Annotated in this window: 19 protein-coding genes; 7 read left to right on the top strand and 12 right to left on the bottom strand. The window is 69.6% G+C overall.

The window, feature by feature from the left end; genetic code table 11:
• Position 1 precedes the first annotated feature (1 nt).
• Positions 2-547 carry a PadR family transcriptional regulator gene (locus SB754_RS03850; protein ID WP_410781032.1) on the bottom strand — a complete coding sequence of 182 codons (546 nt, stop codon included), beginning with the start codon at positions 545-547 and terminating at the stop codon, positions 2-4.
• A 173-nt stretch (positions 548-720) separates the two neighbouring features.
• On the opposite strand from SB754_RS03850, the gene SB754_RS03845 reads away from it, so the two are divergent.
• From SB754_RS03845 to SB754_RS03835, 3 genes are all read left to right on the top strand, one after another.
• Positions 721-2112: a DUF1524 domain-containing protein gene (locus SB754_RS03845; RefSeq protein WP_410781031.1), complete on the top strand. Its 1392-nt coding sequence runs from the start codon at positions 721-723 to the stop codon at positions 2110-2112.
• A gap of 99 nt (positions 2113-2211) precedes the next feature.
• On the top strand, positions 2212-3048 hold the full coding sequence (locus SB754_RS03840) for an ABC transporter permease (protein ID WP_410781030.1): 837 nt from the start codon (positions 2212-2214) through the stop codon (positions 3046-3048).
• Entirely contained in the window at positions 3045-3782 is a 738-nt protein-coding gene (locus SB754_RS03835) for an ABC transporter ATP-binding protein (RefSeq protein WP_410781029.1), read from the top strand. Before SB754_RS03840 ends, SB754_RS03835 begins: the two co-directional genes overlap by 4 nt.
• Positions 3783-3800: 18 nt before the next feature.
• On the opposite strand, the gene SB754_RS03830 is transcribed toward SB754_RS03835, so the two are convergent.
• The 4 genes from SB754_RS03830 to SB754_RS03815 are packed head-to-tail and all read right to left on the bottom strand — an operon-like array spanning position 3801 to position 8609.
• Complete coding sequence (locus tag SB754_RS03830; RefSeq protein WP_410781028.1) at positions 3801-4928, bottom strand: glycosyltransferase family 4 protein; 1128 nt, start codon at positions 4926-4928, stop codon at positions 3801-3803.
• Positions 4925-6970 (bottom strand): glycosyltransferase family 2 protein, encoded by a 2046-nt coding sequence (locus SB754_RS03825; RefSeq protein ID WP_410781027.1) that lies wholly within the window; start codon positions 6968-6970, stop codon positions 4925-4927. Before SB754_RS03825 ends, SB754_RS03830 begins: the two co-directional genes overlap by 4 nt.
• Positions 6967-8106, bottom strand: a complete 1140-nt coding sequence (locus tag SB754_RS03820) for a DegT/DnrJ/EryC1/StrS family aminotransferase (protein ID WP_410781026.1) — start codon at positions 8104-8106, stop codon at positions 6967-6969. Before SB754_RS03820 ends, SB754_RS03825 begins: the two co-directional genes overlap by 4 nt.
• Positions 8103-8609 carry an acyltransferase gene (locus SB754_RS03815; protein WP_410781025.1) on the bottom strand — a complete coding sequence of 169 codons (507 nt, stop codon included), beginning with the start codon at positions 8607-8609 and terminating at the stop codon, positions 8103-8105. The genes SB754_RS03820 and SB754_RS03815 overlap by 4 nt, the downstream gene beginning before the upstream one ends.
• 167 nt (positions 8610-8776) lie before the next feature.
• On the opposite strand from SB754_RS03815, the gene SB754_RS03810 reads away from it, so the two are divergent.
• Together SB754_RS03810 and SB754_RS03805 are read left to right on the top strand one after the other, a co-directional pair.
• Positions 8777-10222: a basic amino acid/polyamine antiporter gene (locus SB754_RS03810; RefSeq protein WP_410781024.1), complete on the top strand. Its 1446-nt coding sequence runs from the start codon at positions 8777-8779 to the stop codon at positions 10220-10222.
• Between the two features lie 43 nt (positions 10223-10265).
• The gene (locus SB754_RS03805) at positions 10266-11522 is read left to right on the top strand and encodes an arginine deiminase (RefSeq protein WP_410781023.1); all 1257 of its coding nucleotides are present in this window, start codon (positions 10266-10268) and stop codon (positions 11520-11522) included.
• Positions 11523-11528: 6 nt separating this feature from the next.
• Here SB754_RS03805 and SB754_RS03800 read toward each other — a convergent pair whose 3' ends face one another.
• Positions 11529-12404: an RNA polymerase sigma-70 factor gene (locus SB754_RS03800; protein WP_410781022.1), complete on the bottom strand. Its 876-nt coding sequence runs from the start codon at positions 12402-12404 to the stop codon at positions 11529-11531.
• Positions 12405-12557: 153 nt separating this feature from the next.
• Here SB754_RS03800 and SB754_RS03795 point away from each other — a divergent pair, with 153 nt between their 5' ends.
• Positions 12558-13898, top strand: coding sequence for an FAD-binding oxidoreductase (locus SB754_RS03795; protein WP_410781021.1), 1341 nt, complete (start codon positions 12558-12560; stop codon positions 13896-13898).
• 110 nt (positions 13899-14008) lie between these two features.
• Positions 14009-14212: a hypothetical protein gene (locus tag SB754_RS03790; protein ID WP_410781020.1), complete on the top strand. Its 204-nt coding sequence runs from the start codon at positions 14009-14011 to the stop codon at positions 14210-14212.
• 6 nt (positions 14213-14218) lie between these two features.
• Here SB754_RS03790 and SB754_RS03785 read toward each other — a convergent pair whose 3' ends face one another.
• From SB754_RS03785 to SB754_RS03760, 6 genes are all read right to left on the bottom strand, one after another.
• The gene (locus SB754_RS03785; protein WP_410781019.1) at positions 14219-14425 is read right to left on the bottom strand and encodes a hypothetical protein; all 207 of its coding nucleotides are present in this window, start codon (positions 14423-14425) and stop codon (positions 14219-14221) included.
• A 177-nt stretch (positions 14426-14602) separates the two neighbouring features.
• A complete protein-coding gene (locus SB754_RS03780) occupies positions 14603-15700 on the bottom strand; it encodes a glycerate kinase (protein ID WP_410781018.1) in 1098 nt (365 codons plus the stop codon).
• 45 nt (positions 15701-15745) lie between these two features.
• Positions 15746-16618 (bottom strand): sugar phosphate isomerase/epimerase family protein, encoded by an 873-nt coding sequence (locus SB754_RS03775; protein ID WP_410781017.1) that lies wholly within the window; start codon positions 16616-16618, stop codon positions 15746-15748.
• Entirely contained in the window at positions 16615-17799 is a 1185-nt protein-coding gene (locus SB754_RS03770) for a dihydrodipicolinate synthase family protein (protein ID WP_410781016.1), read from the bottom strand. Before SB754_RS03770 ends, SB754_RS03775 begins: the two co-directional genes overlap by 4 nt.
• On the bottom strand, positions 17796-18944 hold the full coding sequence (locus SB754_RS03765; protein WP_410781015.1) for a Gfo/Idh/MocA family protein: 1149 nt from the start codon (positions 18942-18944) through the stop codon (positions 17796-17798). The genes SB754_RS03770 and SB754_RS03765 overlap by 4 nt, the downstream gene beginning before the upstream one ends.
• 119 nt (positions 18945-19063) lie before the next feature.
• Positions 19064-20350 (bottom strand): MFS transporter, encoded by a 1287-nt coding sequence (locus SB754_RS03760; protein ID WP_410781014.1) that lies wholly within the window; start codon positions 20348-20350, stop codon positions 19064-19066.
• Between the last annotated feature and the right edge of the window lie 28 nt (positions 20351-20378).

Below are 20378 nucleotides of genomic sequence, written 5' to 3'. Positions count from 1 at the left end.
GTCAGCCCTGGGCGAGGATCGCGTACAACCGGCGGCGCGCCTCCTCCAGCACGGTCACGGCCTCCTGCACCTGATCGGGCGTCCCGGTGCGGTGCACCTGCGCCGCCGCCTGCGCGAGCTCGACGCCCGCCTTGGGCAGCGCGCCGGTCGACGGGCGGCGAGCGCCGGACGGCCCCTCGGTCTGCCACGGCGTCCCCGCCTCTGCGGCGGCGACCTCGCGGCCGGCCTCAGTGAGCGCATAGGTCTTGCGGCCGTTCGACTCCTCGGCGGTGATCAGGCCCTCGTCGGCGAGCAGCTGCAGCGTCGGGTAGACGGAGCCGGCGCTCGGCTTCCAGCTGCCGCCGCTGCGCTCCTCGATCTCGCGGATGATCTGGTACCCGTGCATCGGCTTCTCGCTCAGGAGGCTGAGCACGGCGGCGCGGACGTCGCCGCGTCCCATGCGCGGCCCGACCTTCTTCTCGAACGTCGATCGCAGCTGTTCGAACGCCTGCCACATGGAATCCGGGTCCATACGGCCGAACCCGCCGGTGGGGAATGAAGTGGACATGGTATGCCTCCAGTCGTCAGCGATACTCAACGATATATCGTTGAGGCCCGTCGGGAATCGATGCACAGGATTCGTACAGCGAACACGCCGACGCACCCCATTCGGGGGCATTTCCGTACCAGACGACCCGTTTCCCGCTAGCCTGCTCTCGGCCCGAAACGAGAAAGACTCACGTGACTGATCCTGCTTCCCTGCCCCCAGCGGGCTGGTACCCGAACCCCGACGAACCGACCGAGCTGCGCTGGTGGGACGGTGCCGTCTGGACGCCGCACACCGCCGAGCCCGGGACGGTCACGCCCGCGGCCAGCGACTCCACGAAGAAGCGCCGGATCGGGCCGGGGACCTGGGTGGGCGGCGGGCTCACCCTCATCCTCCTTCTGCTCGTCTCCCAAGCCGGCCCAGGGACGCTCCTGGTCATCCTCGGCCTGGTCGGCCTCTTCACCGCCCTCTACACGGTGCTGACACGGCGACGGGGGTGGGCGCTGCTGCCCGCATCGCGGCCGATCGCCGCCACGGTCGCAGGCGGCGCCGTCCTGCTGATGATCGTCGGCGCCGGGGTGGCCGGCAGCACGCGCCCGGTCGACACCGCTCCGGTGGCCGCCGTGTCCACGGCGAGCGCCACGCCGACTCGCACAGCGAGCCCGAGGCCGACCGCCACGCCGGGAGAGCCCCTCGACCCGTCCACCGTCGTCGCTGCGGACAGCGCCCCCGCCGTCGCCCTCACGAGCGAGAGCATCGCCTCCAAGACCGCGATCGACGTGCTCGCCACGCTCCCGGTGAAGGGCAAGGCGGCGGCGACCGGCTACCAGCGGACCACCGACTTCGGCGCGGCATGGCTCGACGTCGACCGCAACGGGTGCGACACCCGCAACGACATCCTCGCCCGCGACCTGACCGGCACCGTACGCCAGGGATCGTGCCGCGTCCTCTCCGGGACGCTCGACGACAAGTACACCGGCCGGACGATCCACTTCATCCGCGGAGAGAAGACGTCGGCCCTTGTGCAGATCGACCACGTCGTCCCGCTGCAGAACGCCTGGGTGACCGGCGCCCAGCAGCTCACCCAGGCACAGCGGGTCAGCCTGGCGAACGACCCGCTGAACCTGCTCGCCGTCGACGGGAGGTCGAACGAGCAGAAGTCCGCAGGGGACGCGGCGACCTGGCTGCCCGCGAACACGGGCTTCCGCTGCGAGTACGTCGCCCGCCAGATCAGCGTGAAGGCGACCTACGGGCTGTGGGTCACCTCCGCCGAGAAGGCCGCGATGGGCCGGATCCTGTCGGGATGCGCGTCGCAGCCGGCGATCGCGTCGGCGTTCGCGCCCGCTCCCGCGCCGGCACCCGCCCCGGCCCCCGCACCTGCCCCCGCTCCTGCACCCGCTCCTGCCCCGGCACCAGCACCCGCACCCGCACCCGCCCCCGCGCCTCCGGCTCCTGCTCCGGCTCCCGACGTCACCTACGCCAACTGCGACGCCGTCCGCGCCGCGGGCAAAGCCCCGCTGCACGTCGGCGAGCCCGGGTACTCCCGCAAGCTGGACCGTGACGGCGACGGCATCGCCTGCGAGTAGCGGATTCCCCACCTTCCCAGCAGCGACGGCAGGCGGCCGGTCTCCGTTCCGGTAGATTTGAGCCTGGCCTTCGTCCGGCCGGTCAGCTAACGAGGGACTATGTCATACGTCAAGGAAGTGCTTTCGGCGCGCGAACTGCTCGCCAATCTGACCTTGCGCGAGATCCGCGGTCAGTACAAGCGCACGGTCTTCGGTCAGCTGTGGTCGCTCGTGAACCCCCTGGCGAGCATGCTCGTCTACACGATCGTCTTCGCCTTCATCCTGCGGGCCACCCCGCCTCCCGGCAACCCGAGCGGGCTCGACATCTACCCGGTCTGGCTGCTCTGCGGGCTGCTCCCGTGGGGGTTCTTCGCGGCGGTCGTCAATTCCGGGATGGGCAGCCTCCTCGCGAACGCCGGCCTGGTGCAGAAGGTGTACTTCCCCCGACTGGTGCTCCCGTTGTCCACCGTCGGCGCCATCGGCTTCAACTGGCTCTTCGAAATGACCGTGCTGGTCGTCGTGCTTGCCCTGTGCGGAGCGTTCGTCCTCCCCTGGCTGCCGGCCGTCATCCTGATGATGATCGTGCTCGCGGTGTTCGCCGCCGGATTCGCCCTGATGCTGTCGATCGCGAACGTGTACTTCCGCGACACCCAGCACTTCGTGGGCATCCTGCTGCAGATCTGGATGTTCCTCACGCCGATCATCTACCCGATCGACCTGATCGCCGAGCGGTCTGCCCACGCGGGAGGCCTCCTCGGCACGTCGATCACCGTCTACGACCTGTACCGGCTCAACCCGATGGAGCGCTTCGTGGCCGTGTTCCGCAACCTGTTGTACGACAACCGCTGGCCGGCCCCTGAGGACGTCACCTACTGCGTCGTCGCCGCCGTGATCGTCTTCGCGGTCGGCTGGCTCGTCTTCCGGGCGAAAGAGAAAGACCTGGCGGAGGCCCTGTGAGCGAGGCAGCGATCACCGTCGACCAGGTCAGCAAGCGCTTCCGCCTCTACCGGGAGCGCAATCAGTCGCTGAAGTCGGCGATCATGCGCGGGCGCGTGTCCGTCCACAACGACTTCTGGGCGCTCAAGGACGTGTCGTTCGAGGTTCCTACCGGCTCCACGTTCGGGTTGATCGGGAGCAACGGCTCCGGCAAGTCGACTCTGCTCAAGTGCCTGGCCAAGATCTACAACCCGACGTCCGGCACCATCACCGCCCGCGGGCGTGTGGCAGCCCTTCTGGAGGTCGGCAGCGGCTTCCACCCCGAACTGACGGGCCGGGAGAACATCTTCCTCAACGGCTCCATCCTCGGGATGACGAAGAAGGAAGTGACCAGGAAGCTCGACGAGATCATCGACTTCTCGGGCGTGGAGGCCTTCATCGATCAGCCGGTGAAGAACTACTCCTCCGGCATGTACGTCCGCCTCGGGTTCGCCATCGCCATCAACGTCGACCCGGAGATCCTCGTCGTTGACGAGGTTCTCGCCGTGGGCGACGCCGAGTTCCAGGAGAAGTGCAAGCAGCGCTTCGCCGACTTCCGCGCCGCCGGCAAGACGGTCGTCCTGGTGAGCCACTCGATGGACACCGTCACGGACATGTGCGACCAGGCCGCCTGGCTGAACCGCGGCGACCTGCAGGCCGTCGGCCCCGCGGATGAGACGATCAAGGCGTACCTCGACTCGCTGCCGACCGTCTGAACCGCCGAGCGGCGGCGCTCAGCCCGCGACCGGCTCCTCCAGCGGCAGCAGCGCCCGCTCCATCACGTCGAGGCGCGCCCGGAGCTGGCTGTCGATGCCGTAGCCGCGCCGCGCGACCGAGAGCCCGGCCTGCGCGAGCCGGCCGATACCGCCGGGCGCGTCGATCAACTCGACGATGCGATGCACGATGTCATCGGCGTCCGGTTGGACGATGAGGATGTTCCTGCCGTCCATGAACAGCCGGTTCTGGTCCAGAGCGTCCGTGGCGACGATCCCGGCGCCGCAGAGCGCCGCCTCGATCACCGAGCCGAGCGGGAAGCCGTCGAACGCCTTCGCCGAGAGGACGCCCGGACGGTTCGGCGAGACCACGAGGTCGATCGAGCCGAAGACGGTCTTCAGGTCCTCCGCCTCGAGGGTGCCATGGAACGTGAGAGCATCGCCCAGATCGGTCACGTCGATGTCGTCCTCGGAGAACCCGCCGATGACATGGCCCTCGACCGGCACTCCAGTGCTTCTGAGGCCGCGCAGCACCTCCAGGAACAGGTCGTAGCCCTTGTCCAGGCCGCGCTCGGTGTACTTGTGCGCGGCGAAGGCCAGCCGAAGCGTGGAGGCGCCGCCCGGGTAGTAGTCGGTGCGGAAGCCGGCGCCGGGGCCGAGGTAGAGCGGGTTCACGACCACGCCGAGGATCTCCTGGAGCTCCACCTCCGGAGCCAGGGCCCGAACGTATTCGGTGACACGCGGCTGAGTCGTGATCACTGCCCGCAGCATCGGAGACGCGAGCACGGCCGCCAGCTTGGCGTCCGCCTCCGGGTCGCCCAGGTTGAGACCGCCGCCCGGGTACAGGGTCACGACGAACGGCGTCTCCGTGGCCTCCAGGTCGTCCAGGAAGTACGCCGCGTTGTTCAGGAAGGTCATCCAGGCGAGCGAGGCGCCGCGCAGCTCGTCCACTGTGTAGGGCTCGACCCGCTCCGCGAATTCCGGATAGCGCGTCGCGTATTCGGGAAGGAGGTGCAGGAGCGGCTGGGTGGTGAGCACGCGCGAGACCGCATCCCGCTTCATCAGCCAGTTGAACTCCGCGACGCGGAAGCCGGTGGCGAGGTTCGGGAAGATGTCGTCGAGGATGACGACGCCACCTTCGGTGGTCACCGGCCGACCACCTGACGGAACTGACGGACGGCGCGTCCCGGCCAGCTGCGGACGGGGACCTCGCGCATCCGCGCCCAGACGTGGCGGGCCAGCTCACCGCTCGGGGTGGTCATGACGGCGCCCCGCCAGGTCGCGCCCTGCTCCAGCTGGGACAGCCACTCGCGGGTGACCGCCGACATCTCGTGGGTCTCCGTCCCGGCGATCGCGTGGAGGTTCAGCTCGGTGAAGCCGTACCGCGACCGCATGAGCAGGGAGGTGTTCTCGTCTCCCAGCAGCGTCCGGAGGCTGCGCAGGCCGTGGACCCGGTTGGGCTCCGACATCGCACAGGGCAGATTGCACCAGAGGAGGGCGATCTCGCATTCGCGCTCGTCCGGGAAGGTGATGTGCGGGTTGACCATCGCGTCCCCGAACGCCTCGACCAGGAGCTCGTCGCTGCAGCCCTCGAAGAACCGCTCGTCGACGGCGATGTGTTCGTTGAAGCCGCGGATGACGTTGGCGCGGCTGTTCGAGCTCGCGTTCTGCTCCGCCTCCAGCAGCCGGAAGCGGACCAGGTCCTCGTCCCCGAGCACGTGGATCGGCCAGTGCTTGACGAGGGCGATCCAGCGGTCGAAGTCGGGCAGCTGGCGCATCCGGTTGTCGTACAGCCCGTGCTCCATGTAGAACTCGCGCCGGATGAGCACGCTCGGGTGGCAGAGCGCATTGCCGTTCTCGAAGAAGTAGCGCAGCCACTGCGCCTGCGAGCGGTTGCGCTGGCGGAAGACGTTGTGCCAGTGCGGGATGCGCTCGGGCGCGAGCAGCTCGCCATCCTCCCCCACGAAGCGGGCGCTGGTGAAGACCGCGCCCAGTTCGGGGTGCGCCTCGAAGGCGTCCAGCTGCCGCTGCAGCTTGTGCCGCTCCCAGGCGTCATCCGAGTTGATCACCGCGACGAACTCCGCCCGCGCCTGCTGGACGGCGAAGTTCAGCGCGGACGCCGCCCCCTGGTTGGTGTCGAAGCGGTAGACGCGCATCCGCGGGTCCGCGAAGCGGGCGACGACCTCCATCGAGTCGTCCTTGGAGGCGTCGTCGACGACGATCAGTTCCAGATCCGTCATGGTCTGGTCCAGCACGCTCGAGATCGCCTCCTCGATCCAGCGGGCGTGGTTGTACGAGGTCATGACCACCGAGACCCGGGGCGCCGGGCCCATGCTGCGCGGGATGGGCAGGGCCGTCTGCGTCGGGAGCGGCGTCACGGCGCCGTCGAGCACGTCGGCGAGCTGCACGGCCCGCGACTCGAGGTCGTGCAGCAGGCGGGTCAGCTCGACCTGCACCTCCGGGCTGGAGAGCTCGATGTACCGCGGGAGGAGGTGCCGGATGCGCTCGTCGCGCTCCCGGTGGGACTTCTTGGACCACTCCCCGCCGGAATGCTGACGGTACAGCGTCAGCACCTGCGGGATGAACCCGGCGTCGCCGAAGGCGAGGACCGACAGGTTCACCATCCAGTCGTACGAGGTGATCTCGAAGACCTCCGGCGACAGCCGCTCGAGGGCGTCGGCCCGGTACATGCAGGCGCTGAACGTCGCGAACCAGTTCACCTCCGCCAGCCGACGGGCGTTGACCGGCGTCCACATCCGTGCGAAGCCGATCGCCGGCGCGATGCTGGCGCTTCCCGTCGACTCGTCGTGCAGGAGCACCCGGCAGGCGACCATCGAGTGCTCGGGATGCGCGAGGAGGTGTTCGACCTGCAGCCGCAGCTTATCGACCGAGATCCATTCGTCGTCGCCCTCCAGAACGCCGACGAACTCGCCCTGCGCCGCGGAGAACCCGCGCGCGTAGTTGAGGGTGATCCCGAGGCGTGGGGCCTCAGCGAGCACGGTGATGTCGAGCTCGCTGCTCGCAGCCCACTCCAGCAGCCGTTCGCGCGTCCCGTCGGTGGAGGCGTCGTCGGCGACGAGCACGTCGAACGGGTAGGGCGACTCCTGGGATTCGATGGACGCGATCGCCCTGTCGATGAAGCCGATGTGGTTGTGGGTGACGAGCAACACCGTCGCAACCGGTCTGGTCACAGTATTCCGCCCTTCTGGTGCCAGCTGACGATCTCCGCGATGCGATCCGCATCCTCCAGACTGAGGCCGCCGTACAGCGGCAACGCGAGGACCTCCTCAGCCGCTTTCCGGGCGACCGGTAGGTTTTGCGCGCTGGGGAGGGTGTTGTAGGGCTCGACATCGCTGCAGAGAGGTGAGAAGTATTTGCGGCTGATCACGTTCAGCGAGCGGAGGGTGTTGTGCAGGTCGTCGCGACTGCTGCCGAACTGGTCTGCATCGATCCGGAGGACGAAGTACTGCACGGTTCCGTCTCCCCCCGCGACGATCCGGAGTCCGGGGATGCCGGAGAGCGCTTCGACGTAGCGGGATGCCACTCCGACCCGCTGGTCGATCTCGGCGTCCATCATGTCGAGCATCGAGAGCCCCATCGCCGCGTGCACCTCGGACATCTTGCCGTTGAGGCCGAGTCCTTTCACGTCGTGCTCGTTGACGATCCCGAAGTTGCGGATCAGGCGCAGCTGCCGGTCGGTCTCCTGGTCGGCGGTGATCAACGCGCCGCCCTCGACCGTGTGGAACAGCTTCGTCGCGTGGAAGCTCAGCATGGTGATGTCCCCGAGCCGGTGCGGCTCGTCGGTGACGACCGGTGCGTACCTGCCGAAGATGTGCGCGCCGTCGTAGACCACCCGCAGGTCGTGCTCACGTGCGATCGCGTCGATGGCACGGGTATCGCAGAAACGGCCATACACGTGCGTTCCGAGGATGGCCCCCACCTCCGGGTCGAGCGCCTCCTCGATGAGCGACGGGTCGATGGTCAGGGAGTCGTCGTCGATGTCCACGAAGACCGGTTCGAGCCCGAGGAGCGAGATCGCGTGGACCGTCGCAGGGAAGGTGAACGGCGTGACGACCACCTTGCGCCGCTGCAGCTGCAGCGAGCTGACGGCCGCGAGGAGGGCGCTCATCCCGTTGTTCCACAGGGAGACGCGCCCGGCGCCGACCCGTTCTCCCACGCCGAGTTCGAGCATCTCGTGCATCGGGCCCATGTTGGTGAGGATGTTGCTCGCCCAGATGGATTCCAGCCGGCGGACGTACTCCGTCAGCGGCGGGAGGGCCGGACGACTCACGTAGACCGGCCTCTCGAACGGAAGCGGTGAGTTCATGGTCGTCGTCCCTCCGTAAAAGCGCGATGCGTCGCCAGGACGCCGTCGCGGTCGCGGTCGCGCAGCCGCCGGTTCCCGAGGTAGACCCCCCACGGTTCGAGGTCCCGGGTGACGACCGTTCCGGCGCCGACGGTCGCTCCCTCGCCGATGGTGACGCCGGGGAGCACGACCGCGTTCGCGCCGATCACGCAGAAGCGGCCCACCCTGACCGGCGCTCGCGTGGTGTTGCGGTAGGCCTCGTCCAAAGTGGAGTTGCCGAAGCCCCAGCCGGTGAAGTCGTCGGTCCCCGTGAGGATGCGGGCGCCCTGCGAGAGGGCGACGAAGTCCCCGAGCTCGACCTCCTGCCCGCCGGTGATGGACGAGAAGCAGGCCAGATGCACGTAATTCCCGAGGGTGATTGTCTCGCGGGCGACCACGAGGACGAAATCGTCGATCAGAACAGGGTCACCAAAACGGATGTTCTCGCGGCCGATGATCCGGGCGCCGTCGTAAATCGTCTGCAATTTTCCTCCGGGATACCTGTGCATTCTACTGGTTACGGGTAAAGCAGCTAATGCCTGGGGTATATAAGCGCGATTGCCGGAAAATCAGTCCTTGCCTCCCGGGGACCTGGGCGAGTTGACTGTGCCCGTTCGCGCGCGACGACAGTTCACACCCTTGGGGAGGGCCCGTGACGACCACCGACAAACCACTGCAGCAGGCGCCGGCAGCCAAACTGTCGATGCTCACGATGACCGGCATGGTCGTCGGGTCCATGGTCGGGGCGGGCGTGTTCTCGCTCCCCCGCCGGTTCGCGCAGGAGACCGGGGTCGCCGGGGCGCTCATCGCCTGGTCGATCGCCGGGCTCGGGATGCTGATGCTCGCCTTCGTGTTCCAGACGCTCGCCAACCGCAAACCCGAACTCGACGCCGGGGTCTACGCCTACGCGAAGGCCGGCTTCGGGCAGTACCTCGGGTTCTATTCGGCCATCGGGTACTGGGCGAGCGCCGGGATGGGCCTCGTCTTCTACTGGGTCTTCATCATGTCGACCATCGGCGCGGTGGTCCCGGCACTCGGCGAGGGCGACAGCATCCTGGCGATCGGCATCTCGTCGGTCGGCCTGTGGGGGTTCTTCCTCCTCATCCGCCGCGGGATCAAGGAGGCGGCGGTCATCAACCGGATCGTCACCGTCGCGAAGATCGTCCCGATCGTCGTGTTCATCCTGCTCTGCATCTTCGTCCTGAAGCCGCAGGTGTTCGCCGAGAACTGGGGCGGGGCGGACTACGCCGGGTCGCTGTTCGACCAGGTCACGGGAACGATGCTGGTCACCGTCTTCGTCTTCCTCGGCGTCGAGGGGGCGAGCGTCTACTCCCGGCACGCCAAGCGCCGGCAGGATGTCGGCCGGGCGACGATCCTCGGCTTCGTCAGCGTGTTCGCGATCTTCGCCTCGGTGACCATCGTGTCCTACGGCATCCTGCCGATGGGCGAGATCGCGAAACTGCGGCAACCGTCGATGGCCGGTGTCCTCGCCGCAGCGGTCGGTCCGTGGGGCGCGTGGTTCGTGAGCATCGGCCTGATCGTCTCGGTCCTCGGCGCGTACCTGGCGTGGTCGCTGATGGCGGCCGAGGTGCTGTTCGTGGCTGCGAAGGACGCCGACATGCCGCGGTTCCTGGCGCGCTCCAACACGGCCGACGTTCCGGTGCCCGCGCTGCTGATGACCGCTATCTTCGTCCAGGTCGTGCTGATCATCACCTACTTCTCGCACGACGCGTTCAACCTGGCGCTCGACCTCACCAGCGCGCTGACGCTCATCCCGTTCTTCCTGGTCGCCCTGTACGCGATGAAGCTGATCATCACGAGGGACACGTATCGCGACAGTCCGCGCGGCTTCGGGAGGGAGGCGATCATCGCCGTCCTCGCGACGATCTACACGCTGTACCTGCTCTTCGCGGCGGGTGTCACGTTCGTGCTGCTGTCGTTCATCATCTACGCGCCGGCCACCATCCTCTTCATCATGGCCCGCCGCGAGCAGGGCCGCCGGGTCTTCACCGGGCGCGAGCTCGTCATCCTGGCCGTGGCGGTGATCGGCGCCGTGGCCGCGATCGTCGCCCTCTCGTTCGGCTGGATCTCGATCTGAGCTCCCGCACGCACCTCCGTACTGATCCAGGAAAGGCATCGCGATGACCGACACGTCCACTTCTTCCGGCTACGGCGTCCACTCCGAGGTGGGGCGGCTGCGCAAAGTCCTGGTCTGCTCCCCCGGGCTCGCGCACCACCGGCTCACGCCGACCAATGCGGACGACCTCCTGTTCGACGACGTGATGTGGGTGGACAACGCGATCAAGGACCATGCCGCCTTCGTCAGCGACCTCCGCTCGAACGACGTGGAGGTCGTGGAGCTGCATGAGCTCCTCGGCGAGACGGTCGCCGACCCGGTCGCCCGCGGCTGGCTGCTCGACAGGAAGATCGTGCCAGGCGAGGTCGGCATCGGCCTCATGGAGGGCACGCGCGCGTACCTCGAATCGCTCGCGCCGTCCGAGCTGTCCCGCTACCTGATCGGCGGACTCGCGACCTCCGACCTGCCCGAGGACTACCGCACCGACTACGTGAGCCTGGCCCGGGAGTCCACCGGCGTGCGCGAGTACCTGATGCCTCCGCTGCCGAACACGCTCTACACGCGGGACACCACTTGCTGGATCTACGGCGGCGTGACGCTGAACCCGCTGTACTGGCCGGCGCGGCACGACGAGACCCTCCTGATGAAGGCGATCTACTCCTTCCACCCGGACTTCGTGGGCGCGAACGTCTGGTGGGGCGACCCGGAGCTGGACTGGGGCCAGGCGACGCTGGAGGGCGGCGACGTCATGCCGGTCGGCAACGGTGTCGTGCTGATCGGGATGAGCGAGCGCACCTCCCGGCACGCCATCACGCAGCTCGCAGCCGCGCTGTTCGAGCGGGGCGCCGCCGAGAAGGTGATCGTCGCCGGAATGCCCAAGCTCCGCGCCGCGATGCACCTCGACACGGTCTTCACCTTCGCCGACCGGGACGTCGTCACGCTCTACCCGCAGATCATGGACGGCGTGCACACCTTCACCCTCGTACCGGAGGACACCGCCCCGGGAGTGCGTGTGATCGATCACGGTCAGCGCAGCTTCGTCGAGGTGGTGGCCGAAGCGCTCGGCCTGCCGAAGCTGACCGTGATCGAGACCGCGGGCGACAACTACGAGTCCGAACGCCAGCAGTGGGACAGCGGCAACAACGCGGTCGCCCTCCGCCCGGGAGTCGTCTACACGTATGACCGCAACACCTCCACCAACGCCCTGCTCGAGCAGGCCGGAGTGGAGGTCATCCCGATCGTCGGCGCGGAACTGGGCCGGGGACGCGGAGGCGGCCACTGCATGACCTGCCCGATCCAGCGGGACCCCGTCGACTTCTGAGCAGCGTCAGCGGCGGAGGGGCGTGGGCTCGGCGAGGCGGGAGAGTTTCTCCGGGTTCCGGACGATGTAGAGGGCGGCGATGCGCCCCTCCTGGACGCGCGTCGTCACCACCGCCTGGATGCTGTCGCCGGAGGTCATGATGAGCGCCGGGCGCCCATTCACCTCCGAATCCGTCACCGAGACGACGCCCACCGAGATCCGGGCGAGGAGCGTCATGACCGCGTCCAGTCCGAGCACCGGGGCGAGGGCCGCCTGCACGATGCCGCCTCCGTCGCCGAGCAGTACGACATCCGGTGCGAGCACGTCGACGAGCCGCTGGATCTCGCCCGTCTCGACCGCCCTCCGGAACGCGTCGAGCGCCGCGCGGGTCTCGGCCGCCGTGACGGCGACCCGTGGGCGCCGTGCCGCGACGTGCGCCCGGGCGCGGTGGGCGATCTGCCGCACCGCGGCCGGCGTCTTGCCCACGGCGTCCGCGATCTCGTCGTAGTCCACGTCGAACACCTCGCGCAGCACGAAGACGGCGCGCTCGACCGGATTCAGGGTCTCCAAGACGAGCAGCATCGCCGTCGATACGCTGTCGGCCAGCTCGACGTCGTCCGCGACATCCGGAGCCGTCCGGAGCGGCTCCGGCAGCCATGGCCCGACGTACAGCTCCTTGCGGCGGCCGAGCACGCGCAGCCGGGTCAGCGCCTGCCGGGTGGTGATCCTCACCAGGTACGCCCGCGGGAACTCCACGGTTCCGTGGTCGACCGCCGCCCAGCGCATCCACGTCTCCTGGAGGACGTCCTCGGCATCGGCGGCGGAGCCGAGCATCTCGTACGCGACCGTGAACAGCAGATCCCGGTGGGCGACGAACTCATCCAGTCCCTCGTTCTGCAACATGGTTCCCCTTCCTGGTGATGGCACTCATACACGAGACGCCGGACGCCTGCCGGATGTGACATCGGTGTCCGCTGTCACAGGCCGACGCCTCCCGTCGTCTCATGCACGACCCACACTGCGGGAACACCCCGCATCGACGACAGGAGAAACTTCATGACCGACCTTCTCGACACCCTCGACCCCGGCTTCGGCGGCGCCATCATCGAGCCAGGCGGAGCGGACTACGAGTCCGCGAGCCGTACCCTGCTGGCGGTCGGACGACCGGCGCGGGTGCTCCGCCCGCTCACTGCGGCCGACGTGCAGGCGGCCGTCCGCTTCGCGGCGGCGCAGCAGGGCCCGCTGGCCGTCCGCGGCGGCGGGCACAGCTTCCCCGGTTTCGGCACCAACGATGGCGGCACGGTCATCGACCTCGCCGAGCTGAACGCGGTGGAGGTGCTGGACGACGCGCACGGGGTGGTGCGCGTGGGCGGCGGTGCGACGTGGGGCCAGGTGGCCGCCGCACTGACCCCGCACGGCCTGGCCATCTCGTCCGGCGACACCGCGAGCGTCGGCGTCGGCGGGCTGACGCTCGGCGGCGGGATGGGCTGGAAGGTGCGCGCCTACGGCCTGACGATCGACAGCCTCCTGGCGGCGCAGGTGGTGACGGCCGACGGCTCGGTCGTGCGAGCGAGCGCCGACGAGAACTCCGACCTGTTCTGGGCGCTCCGTGGCGGCGGCGGCAACCTCGGCGTCGTCACGTCGTTCGAGTTCGTCGCCCACCGGACGACGGACGTCTCCTTCGGGGCGCTCTCGTTCCCTGCATCCGAAGCGGTGGCCGTGCTGTCTGGATGGGCGGACCACCTCCGCACGGCGCCCCTCGGGCTGACCACCACCATCGAGCTGGCGAACCCGTTCGCCGGTGGAGCGGAGGCGCCCGTCGTCGTCCATCTCTGCTTCGACGGTGACGACGCCGAGGAGGCGGCTGCCGCGATCGACCCGCTCCGCCGGCTCGGAACGCTTCTCGCGGACACCGTCGCCCCGACTCCGTATGCTGGCGTCCTGGCCGAGGGCGCGGTGCCACCGCCGGGGATCCGGCTCGTCACGCGCAACGGCCTGGTCGGGCCGGCTGAGGTGCCTGGGGTGCTCTCCACGCTGGCAGCGGTGGCTGCCGCACCCGGCTCGCCGTTCCTCACGATCCGCAGTCTCGGGGGCGCCGTGTCGGCGGTTCCGAGAGAGGCAACGGCGTACGCCCACCGTGACGCAGAACTCATGGTGGCCACCACGATCGCCGGCCCCGCACCGGTCATCGACACGGCGCGCACCGGATTCGACGCGCTGTGGGATCGGCTCGCCCCGTACGTCGACGGCGCCTACGTGAACTTCCTCAGCTCCGCGACCGGTGAGGAGGCGGCGGCGGTCTACCCGCCCGACACCCGCGCCCGTCTCGCCACCGTGAAGCGGCACTACGACCCTGCGAACCTGTTCGCCGGCAACCTCAACGTCATCCCGCGCTGATCCCGGGTGGGGCCGCCCCCTTGTACTCGAGATGGGTCCTGTCGCCATCCGGGCGGAGCGGCGTAGGGTGACGCCCGAGCGGACGGGGGTGCGCCATGGAGTGCACGACGGTGACGTTGCTTCCCGTGGGTCCGGAGGCGGCGGCGGAGGTGTTGACGTTCCCCTCGCCGGACGGCACTGTCGGTCCTCCGCAGTGCATCCGCCGTTCGATCGGCACCCCCGACGGCGAGATGTTCGAGGTGTGGGATCTGGCGGAGCGCACAGGGGACTCGTCCGCGACGTACCGGCTGACGCGCATCGTCGCGCGCGAATAGCGCGGGTCAGGGCTGGAACACCAGCCACTGATTCCGGTCGAGGCTCTGCTGCTGTCCGTGCTGCTCGACGAGCCACTCATCGTGCGAGGCGGCCCGGTAGGTGACCAGCAGCGTCTCGGCGCGCCACTCGCCTCCGACCCTCACCCACCTCACCAGGTGCAGTTCCGCGCCGCATTTCGGCGTGTTGCCCAAAGGGATTTCGAAGTCCGACATGTCGTCTCCTCACCTGGCCGGTGACCGGCGGCGTGACGCCGCGTGGACATAGACTGGCACGTCCACCCCGCAATGGGGAGAGTCGGAAGATGAACATCTCCCCCGAATGACTACGGACGAGCAGACGCGCGGTCGGGTACGGGCTACGCCCGCCGCTGGTCTGTCACAGCCGCCACCCTAGCCGACCCGGCGGGCCAGGGATGTTCCGGCCGCGAACGCCCAGTGCAGAGGATCCGCGATCGCCGCCTCCCTGGAGCCGGCGAGGGCGGCGAGTGCGACGGCATCGGCGAAGCCGTCGGTCGGGGCCTCGACCGCGCCCGCCACCAGGAGCAGCGGGACGCCCGACGACCGCGCGAGCTTCGCCACGTACGCGGGCACCTTGCCCGCAGCCGACTGGGAGTCGTAGCGGCCCTCACCGGTGATGACCGCATCCGCCCGGGTGATCGCAGCCGGGAGACCCAGCGCCTCACCAACGGCGACGGCGCCCGGCGCCATGCGCGCACCCCACGCGAGGAGGCCGAACCCGGTCCCTCCGGCGGCGCCCGCGCCGTTCTCGTCCGGCGAGACCGGTCGTTCACCCGCCAGAGCCTCCGCCAGCCGTCGCAGCCCCTCCTCGAGCAGCGGGATGTCGGCCGGGGTGGCGCCCTTCTGGGGGCCGAACACGGCTGCCGCCCCGGATGGACCGAGCAGCGGGCTCGTCACATCGCTCAGAATGCGCGCGCCGCCCGCCGGGAGAGGCCGGAGGCGGCCGAGGTCCACGCGCTCCAGCACGGAGAGGCCGCGGTTGCCCGTCGGGACCTGCCGTCCATCGGCGTCCAGGAACCGGGCGCCGAGCGCGGACAGCATCCCGGCGCCGCCGTCCGTCGATGCGCTCCCGCCGATCGCGAGCAGCAACGCCGACGCGCCGGCATCGAGGGCCGCGGCGATCGCCTGGCCGAAGCCGACGGTGTGCGCGTCGAACGGCGCGAGTTCGCGCATGAGGCCCAGCCCGCTCGTCTCGGCGAGCTCGACGACTGCGGTGCCGTCCGGGAGCTGAAGCCAACTGGCGTCGACGGCGGAACCGTCAGGCCCGAGCACCCGTACCGGATGCCGGACAGCCCCGGGCGCCGCCACGGCGAACGCGTCCAGCGTTCCCTCGCCGCCGTCCGCCATGGGAGCCAGGACCAGCTCGTCGTCCGGCCGCACCGACCGCCAGCCCTCGGCGAGCGCCGACGCGACGGCAGCGGCCGACGCCGACCCCTTGAACGAGTCCGGCGCGACCACGATGACGCTCACGCGCCTACCCTCCCACGGGACGACCGGAGGCCGCAGCCGTCGCGGTCACGCGCTCACTCGTCGCAGTCCCACGGTCCGGTCGAACGCCTCCGCCGTCCGGGCGACCACCGCGGCCGGTTCGGCGGCCCAGATCACCTCGTTGAAGATCTCGACCTCGACGTCGCCGGTGTAGCCGGCCGCTTCGACCGCCGCCGTGATGGGAGGGAAGTCGATGTGGCCGTCGCCCATCATCCCGCGCGCCAGCAGCACGTCGGCGGGCAGCGGCGTGACCCAGTCGCAGACCTGATAGCTCGCGATCCTCCCCGTCCGCCCAGCACGGGCGATCTGCTCCGGGAGCTGCGGGTCCCACCAGACGTGGAAGGTGTCCACCACGACGCCCACCGACTCGGCGGGGAACCGCTCCGCCATGTCGAGCGCCTGGCCCAGGGTGGAGAGCACGGCCCGGTCGGCGGCGTACATCGGGTGCAGCGCTTCGAGGGCGAGCGTGACGCCGGCTGCGCGCGCCTCCGGCTCCAGCTCGGCCACCGCGTCGGCGACCCGCTCGCGCGCGCCGGCCAGGTCACGCGATCCGTCCGGCAGGCCGCCGGCCACCACGACCAGGACGGCAGCCGAGCCCGGTGCGCCGCTTGCAGCGAGCCGCGCCGTTTCCTCGATGGCCCGCCGGTTCTCATCGAGCGCAGCCCGGCGCTCTGGCCCCCCGGGAGCGGTGAAGAACCCGCCCCGGCACAGGCTCGACACGCGGAGGCCGGACTCTGCCACCATCCGGGCCGCCGCGTCGAGTCCGACCTCGGCCACGGGCTCGCGCCACAGCCCGATCGACTCGACGCCCGCCTCCGCGGTCACCCGGAGGGCGTCCGCCAGCGCCGCGTACTTGATCGTGGCTTGGTTGATCGACAGGCGCGGTTCGGGCCGGCTCATGCGTCCACTCCGTTCAGTCGCAGGAGGGAACTCCAGCGCGCCGCTGCGAGCTCCGGCAGCTCCAGCGCACCGCACGCCGCAGCCAGGCGGACGATCTCGGACAGGTGCGGGAGGCTGCGGGCCGAGTGCATCCCGCCCACCATCGAGAACGCCTCCTGGTGCCCGTTGAGCCACGACAGGAAGGCGACCCCGGTCTTGTAGTGGAAGGTCGGCGCCGCGAACACCTGACGCGACAGCTCCTGCGTGGGAGCGAGGATCTCGCGATAGCGTGCAGGGTCGTCCCGGTCGAGCGCCTGGATGGACGCCGACGCCGCAGGGGCGAGGCACGCGAACGCGCCGAGCAGAGCGTCCGAGTGGATGCCCTCCCCGCCGTCTCCCCGGCTCGGCCCATCCCCCTCGATCAGCTCGACGTAGTTGAAGTCGTCGCCGGTGAACATCCGCACGCCCTCGGGCAGCCGGGCCCGCAGTGACCGCTCGGCGTCCGCATCGAGCAGGCTCATCTTGATGCCCGTCACCCGCCCGTCCGCCGCCTCGATGATCCGCAGCACCGTCTCGGCGGCGGGGCCGAATTCCCGCGAGCCGAAGTAACCGGTGAGGGCCGGATCGAACGCCGGACCCAGCCAGTGCAGCACGACCGGCGTGGAGGCCGCAGCCAGCACTTCGCCGTACACGCGCTCGTAGTCGGTCGCCGACTCCGCCGCCCGGGCCAGGTGCCGGCTCGCCATCAGGACGACCCCCGCACCGGCCTCCTCGGTGAAGTGCAGCTGCTCCGTGTAGGCGTCGATCACGGCGCCGAGGGGGATGACCGCCTCGTCGACGTGGTCCGTGTTGACCCCGGCGACGACCGATCCACCCACCGCGCGGGCGTCCGCCGCGCTCCGGGCGATCAGCTCGCGCGTGGCGGCGGCGTCGAGGCCCATGTTCCGCTGGGCCGTGTCCATCGCGTCCGCGACCCCGAGCCCCCACGAGTAGACGTGCCGGCGGAAGGCGAGGGTCGCATCCCAGTCGATGTCGGCCGGAGCGCCGGGCACGTTGTCGCCCCACGGCTTCGGGATGACGTGGGCCGCCGCGTAGGCGACTCGCGACCGCAGCGGGGCCGTCGGGCGCTCGAAGGCGGGCGCGTCGCCGAGGTCGGCGGCCGCGGTCGTGCCGTCGGCGTTCAGGAGGGTGACGGCCGTCATGCGAGTGACACCTCCGGCAGCTCGATCCGCCGGCCCTCCCGCGAGGAGCGCAGACCCAGCTCCGCCAGCTGGACGCCGCGGGCGCCGGCCAGGAAGTCGTACCGGTTGGGCCCATCCTCGAGCACGTGCCGCAGGAACTCCTCCCACTGGGTCTTGAACCCGTTCTCGAACACCTCGTTGGCGGGCGACTCGATCCAGTCGGCGGCGTAGTCGTGCGTGTCGGCCAGGTCGGGGTTCCACACCGGCTTCGGTGTGGCGTCGCGCGGCTGGATCTTGCAGCCGAACAGCCCGACGACCGCGCTTCCGTGGGTGCCGTCGACCTGGAACTCGACCAGCTCGTCGCGGTTCACGCGTGTGGTCCAGCTGGAGTTGAGCTGCGCCGTCACGCCGCCGGCGAGCTGGAAGATCGCGTAGGCCGCGTCGTCCGCCGTCGCCGCATACGGCCGGCCCTGCTCGTCGACGCGCTGCGGGATCTCGGTCGCCGCCTGCGCGTACACCGACTCCACCCGCCCGAAGAGGTTTTCGAGCACGTAGCTCCAGTGCGGGAACATGTCGACGACGATGCCGCCGCCGTCCTCGGCCCGGTAGTTCCAGCTGGGCCGCTGCGCGGTCTGCCAGTCGCCTTCGAACACCCAGTAGCCGAACTCCCCGCGCACCGAGAGGATGCGGCCGAAGAAGCCGGAGTCGACCAGGCGCTTCAGCTTGCGGATGCCGGGCAGGTAGAGCTTGTCGTGCACCACGCCGTTCTTGACTCCCGCTGCGGCGGCGAGGCGGGCCAGTTCGAGGGCCTCCTCGAAGCTGTCGGCGGTCGGCTTCTCGGTGTAGATCGCCCGGCCCGCGGCGATCGCCTTGCGGATGGCGGCCGAGCGCGCCTGCGTCACCAGGAAGTCCGCGTAGATCTGCCAGCGGTCGTCGGCCAGCGCGGCATCCAGATCGGTGGTGTAGTCGGCGATGTCGTGCCGCTCGGCCAGCTCCGCCAGCTTCTCCTCCGAGCGTCCGACCAGCAGCGGCTCGACTTGGACCCGGCGGCCGTCGGAGAGCTCCACACCCCCCTGCTCGCGGATCGCGAGGATCGACCGCACCAGGTGCTGCCGGTAGCCCATGCGCCCGGAGACGCCGTTCATGATGATGCCGATCGACGACACGTGTACTCCTTCGTGACTGCGTGTGTTCGCGTCTTCGCGTTGGGAAAGCGCTTACCCGAGCGTACCAGAAGCTCCGTGAAGGCGGAACCGCCCGCTCTGCTCGCCGCGCCGGGAGGCCGCTACCGCGCCCGCGTCGAGGCCGATGCCGTCGCGTCGGCCGGCACCGCCGTGAAGTCGATCCCGTTCGCCTGCTTGCCGAGCGCGGTCAGCACGATGACCGCGATGGCGGCGATGCCGACGGTCGACGCCATCGCCCACCCGTAGCCGAGCTGCGGCGCCAGCGCCTGCTGGATCGGCAGGTTGAACGCCGCGATCACGTTTCCCAGCTGATAGGTCACGCCCGGGTAGAAGCCGCGGATGGCGTTCGGCGACATCTCGTTGAGGTGCGCCGGGATGGCTCCCCAGGCGCCCTGAGTCGTGAACTGGATGAGCGCCGAGCCCAGGCAGAGCAGGCCGGCCGTGGTCGAGAACGCGAAGATCGGGATGATCGGCAGGGTCAGCGCCGCGCCCAGGATGATCGTCGCCTTCCGTCCCCAGCGGTCCGAGAGGCCGCCGAGGACGATGCAGCCGACGATCGCGCCGATGTTGTACACGACGGCGATCCACCCGGCGGTCGCCGCATCCAGTCCGGCTCCGCCGTGGTCGGTCGCCTTCAGGAACGTCGGGTAGATGTCCTGCGTGCCGTGGCTCATCCAGTTGAACGCGGCCATCAGGATGACGAGGTACACGAACCGCCGCAGCACCTTGCCGTCGAAGAAGACCCGGCGGATCGAGGTGCCGGCCTTGCGCATCTTCACCTGCGTGTTCTCCCAGACCTCCGACTCCTTCACCCGCGAACGGATGATCAGGGTGATCAGCGCGGGCAGGATGCTGAGCGCGAACATCCACCGCCAGTTCAGCCCGAGCACGGAGTGGACCAGGAGGAACGCCAGCGCCGCGAGCAGGTAGCCGGCCGAGTAGCCTGCCTGCAGGATCCCGGAGTAGAAGCCGCGGCGGGTGCGCGGGACCTTCTCCATGGTGAGCGCAGCGCCGAGGCCCCACTCGCCGCCCATCCCGATGCCGTACAGCAGCCGCAGGATGAACAGCACCGTGAAGTTCGGCGCGAAGGCGCAGAGGAAGCCGACGATCGAGTAGAAGCAGACGTCGACCATCAGCGGGATGCGACGCCCGATCCGGTCGGCCCACAATCCGAACAGGTAGGCGCCGACCGGGCGCATGATCAGGGTGATCGTGGTCAGGTAGGCCATCTGCTCGAGGGGGACGTTGAACTCCGCCCCGATCTCGGCGTAGACGAGCACGATGATGAAGTAGTCGAAGGCGTCCATCATCCAACCGAGCAGCGACGCGATGAAGGCGTTCCGCTGGTCGCGGTTGAGGCGGACCGAGGGGGTGGCGGTGTCGGACACAGGGTTTCCTTCCGATCGACGGTGATCG

Origin of the sequence: Leifsonia sp. SIMBA_070 (assembly GCF_046534635.1) — a bacterium.
Classification (GTDB): Bacteria; Actinomycetota; Actinomycetes; order Actinomycetales; family Microbacteriaceae; genus Leifsonia.
The sequence above is the reverse complement of the archived record's forward strand: the minus strand, read 5'-3'. Positions and strand labels throughout refer to the sequence as shown.